General features: G+C 40.0%; 4 protein-coding genes. All 4 read left to right on the top strand.

Annotation, left to right across the window (positions count from 1 at the left end):
- The first annotated feature begins 290 nt into the window (after positions 1-290).
- The 4 genes from ACY65O_RS05005 (at position 291) to ACY65O_RS04990 (ending at position 4,318) form a co-directional block, all read left to right on the top strand.
- Positions 291-1,187: a caspase family protein gene (locus ACY65O_RS05005; RefSeq protein WP_462219751.1), complete on the top strand. Its 897-nt coding sequence runs from the start codon at positions 291-293 to the stop codon at positions 1,185-1,187.
- Positions 1,188-1,540: 353 nt separating this feature from the next.
- Positions 1,541-2,026 (top strand): RNA polymerase sigma factor, encoded by a 486-nt coding sequence (locus ACY65O_RS05000; RefSeq protein ID WP_462219750.1) that lies wholly within the window; start codon positions 1,541-1,543, stop codon positions 2,024-2,026.
- Positions 2,027-2,031: 5 nt separating this feature from the next.
- Entirely contained in the window at positions 2,032-2,631 is a 600-nt protein-coding gene (locus tag ACY65O_RS04995; protein ID WP_462219749.1) for a hypothetical protein, read from the top strand.
- A 538-nt stretch (positions 2,632-3,169) separates the two neighbouring features.
- Positions 3,170-4,318, top strand: a complete 1,149-nt coding sequence (locus tag ACY65O_RS04990; protein ID WP_462219748.1) for a hypothetical protein — start codon at positions 3,170-3,172, stop codon at positions 4,316-4,318.
- Positions 4,319-4,468 lie beyond the last annotated feature (150 nt).

The raw sequence follows: 4,468 nt of genomic DNA, 5'->3' as shown, positions 1-4,468 counted from the left end.
TCCGCACCAATCTCCGCTCCTTTCCTTCGCCGTTGTTGGCCTTATTGACCAACAACGAATTGCACCTTCGCCGCCGTGGGTAATCCCAATCGTCGCCGCTTGCTTTTCAACCAGCGTCGTACGCTTCAATTACACTTAACCGGCACTGGCAGCCCGAAGCCCACTATCCAACTTCACTCATTTACAACACACTAAAAATAAATTGATAATTTTCTAGCATCTCCCCAACAGGCGCACACCAAAGTTTTTTGTATCTTAGTTACACCAATAAAAAATAAATTATACAGGCCATGCCTAAAAAACTTACAGCAGCTTTTTCAACAATATTAGAAAATTTTAAGGCCGAACAACAAAAAGCTTTTCTTGCTGAGCAACCCAAGCTTATCCTTATTATTATGGCCAGTACACAGGATAAGGAATTAGCTGCCGGTTGTGCACAGGATGTAAAAAACGTTAGGAAAGTTTTTAAAAAGATTGCTGCACACAGCCATTTTAAATATGTGGAAATAGAAATTTCGGGAGATAATTATACTGGTGAAAATTTAATGGCTACTATTAAAAAGCTTGATTCGATGGAAATTGATGTAACCATATTTTATTATTCGGGCCATGGCTTTTGCTATGCAGATGACAGCAGCCGCAAATTTCCGCAGCTGGATATGCGACACCCTGCTGATACTGCCGAATACAACGAGATGGGCTTTATAAGAAAACATACTAAAAACCTGCATGAAATTCTGCAGCTCATCCGCCTCAGGGGCGGAAGAATTAATATTGCCATAGGCGATTGTTGCAGCACTGTTATAACTCATAAGCGCAACAGCGCAAGCAAATTTAACATGGAGGTAGTGGAAGACTTAATGTCGCCTAAAGAAAAATTGCTGAGCAAAAAAGTGGTTACTGCTGAAGATAATTATATCGATATAATAGTATCTGCAGCAAGGCCCGGACAGGCTGCTGTTACCGATTTAAAAAACGGCAGTTTATTTACGCAAAATTTTACAGCAGCTTTAGCAGCTGCCATTGCTAAAGAACCCAGGGGTGAAAAATACCTGCCCTTTCATCAATTGTTACAAAAAGCTGCCAGCTTGGCCAATAAAGCAGCAGCAGCATATGATATCGGGAAGGGTAAGCCCGGCCAACAAATGGCCAGCTTTGAAATTTACATGGAAAATGTACAATATTAATATACTCCTCTTCTTAGCTGTTGTTAGTTTGTAATGCATGCAATATGCAAAGCGTAACAACACAAACAACCCGTAAGCCTTTGCCTTTCTTTGTAGGTATTCCGCACCAATCTCCGCACCCTTCCCCGCCGTTGTTGTGTCTTTTTTGACCAACAACGAATGGCCCTGAATACTGTTACCGAAAAAAACATTCCCTATTCGCAACCATAGTTTGCTGCAATACATCGCTGGTCAATAAGACGCAACTACTTTAGAGATTATAGCGAAGACTACAATGCCCGAATATAAAATAACTCTCCTTTTTTGTGATTTATTTTGTAATTCACACACTAATGAAGTGTAATATTTTTTTGATGGATAAAAAAGACAATTTCGTACAGGTAATTAAATCGAATGAAGGGATCATTTATAAGATAACTGCTGTTTATTCGAACAGTACAGAAGACCAAAAAGACCTGTACCAGGAAATTGTGTACCAGCTCTGGAAAAGTTATGAAGCCTTCAGAGGCGATGCAAAAATAAGTACCTGGATATACCGTATAGCTTTAAACAGTTCCATTGCACATATCAACCTGGAAAAAAGAAGAGGATACCGGATACCCATTGATTTTGAATTGTTAAATACAGCAGGCGAACAGGATAAGGAAACAGAAGAACGGCTCAACCTGTTATATGCAGCAATAAAAAAATTAAACACGGCCGAAAAAGGAATCATCCTTTTGTTTTTAGAAGGTAACAGCCATGAAGAAATTGCTGCTATAACAGGATTTACCAAAACAAATATCGGCACCCGGTTAGGGCGCATCAAAGAAAAAATACGATCACAAATAAAACTTTAAATAAAATGGAAATAGAAGAAATGCAAACACTCTGGAACGAATTATCGGCCAAAGTAAAAAAACAAAATACATTAACTGATCAACTTATTTTAACTATGACACAGGAACGTTACAAAAACAGGTTTCAAAAAATAAAGACTTACGAAACAATAGCAACTTTTATTGCCGCTGCATTGGCCATTGCAGTGCTGCTTAACATGGGTAAATTAAATACCTGGTACTTATTAGGCTGCGGCATTTTTACTGCGGCTCATCTTTTAATACTGCCGCCGCTGGTGTTATCATCTCTTAACAAAATAAAAAACATCAGCATCGGCAATAAAAATTATAAGGAAACTATAATGGCTTTTGCAAAAGCCAAACAATGGCTTTTATTTGTACAGCGACTGGCCATTTTTCTCAATTTTATTTTGATGCTTGCCATTATACCTGTTGCAGTAAAACTCATCAACAATAAAGATATTTTTGAAACGGGCAGTACCATATGGCTTTGGATAATTCCTCTAATTGTACTTATCCTTTTTTCATTTTCTGCATGGGGATACAAATGGTACCAGCATAATGCCAATGCGGCTGAACTATTGATAAAAGAATTAGACAATTAATTTTTACGGCCGGTACATTGCCCTGGTTTGGCAGTACGAACCAGGGCAATCGTTTTTTACAGCCCCGGTGTTCCCTGCCTTCTTTTGCCTTTGTTAGTGTTCCGCACCAATCTCCGCTCCCTTCCCCGCCGCTGTTGTGTCTTATTGACCAACAACGAATGGCCCTGAATACTATTACCGAAAAAAGCATTTCCTATTCGCAACCATCGTTTGCTCCAATGCATCGTTGGTAAATAAACCACAACGATGGCGGAGATTATAGCGAAGCTAAAACCGATAACTTTTTTTCGTCGACTGAAACTATTCCTCACCAATCTCCGCTCCCTTCCCCGCCGTTGTTGCGTCTTATTGACCAACAACGAATGGCACTTTAATACTATTTCCAAAAAAACCATTTCCTCTTCGCAACCTGTCTTTTTATACAGCAAGCCTCCTGGTGTGTAAAAATTCTGCGGCAATAATTGTAACATAAAAGAGCATTACTAATTAAAATATTAACTGTATTTTTAAATCCCTACCATACCACAACCTGCAGCCATTGAAAAAAAATATTAAAATACTTATCGCCTTCCTGCACGGGCTGTTGTTGTTTGCCGCAATGTGGCTTATTACCAACAGCAGCTACACTTCAACCGCAGATGAAGCCATACTTGGAAAAATAAATACACTACGGCAAAACCTCAGCGGTAACCGGCTTAATTACAACCATGATTTTGTTTTTATCAATGTATCAAGAGACCAAAAACTAATATCCGATCCTTTAGAGTATGGCGAAATTGCCATCACCGACAGGGACAAGCTAGCCCAGTTTTTCAAAATACTTTCGGACAACGGAAACCGGCACCATTTTACGCTGTGTGATATTTTTTTTGAACACCCTGCAGATGAGGATACCGCACTGGCACTGCAAATAAAGCGCTGTACCAAAATACTGTTCCCCTGTCATATCATTGCAGGTATCCTGCAAAAGCCATGCATACCGGTTCCCTGCGCACTATCGGATTTTGTGACCTATACGGGCAACTTTTCTAAATTCAGGCTGCAGTATAACGACAGCTTTAAAACTACACCGCTTGTATTGCTCCATTCCCTTGATCAAAAGAATTACCCAAAGGGTTTTCCAAATTTCAGGTCTGTGTTACCGTTATATTATATCCGGTCTCCTGATATAATGACCTCCGCAAAGTATCCCTATTTCAACCTTGGTGAACTGCTCCTGCTGTCTGAAACAGATTCTTTTTATCATGATTACCTGGAAGATCGCTTTATAGTTATCGGCAACTTTGATACTGATGTGCACCCGAGCCCGGCCGGCAAAATTGCAGGGCCGCTGATACTGCTTAATACCTGGCTTACTTTAAGAAACGGCGGCCAGGTAAGCTGGTGGTGGGTGTTGTTTATGATTGCCGGCTTTAGCCTGATCAGCTACCTGTTATTCTTCAAAAAAATAAAAGCGCCTGATGTAAGTAAACGCCCCTGGGCCGACCTGTTAATGCAGTTATTTGTAAATAAATACATTTCCTTTTCCGGCATCTGCCTGCTGCTTATCCTTTGCTCTGCATTTATTTTTAATGTGCAGCCGAATATTTCGCCTGTTCTTTTGTACCTTGTAGTTATAAATTTTTTGATGGACTTTTATAAAAAGCATTACACTAACAAAAATGAAAAAAGCCCTGTTCCTTATTAGTTTATGCCTTGCTGCAGTAAGTGCCATGGCGCAGGAAAAATATACGGTTAGCATGGTAAAGGGAAGGGTGTTAAAAGCCGACAGCAGCGTGATAAAATCAGGCACTATGCTGCGCCTACAGGATACCATCATCTTTCCTTCCGTTGGAGG

It is taken from the genome of Ferruginibacter sp. (assembly GCF_031430955.1).
GTDB lineage: Bacteria > Bacteroidota > Bacteroidia > Chitinophagales > Chitinophagaceae > Ferruginibacter.
Note: the sequence above shows the minus strand (reverse complement) of the source record. Positions and strands in the feature narration are given on the sequence as shown.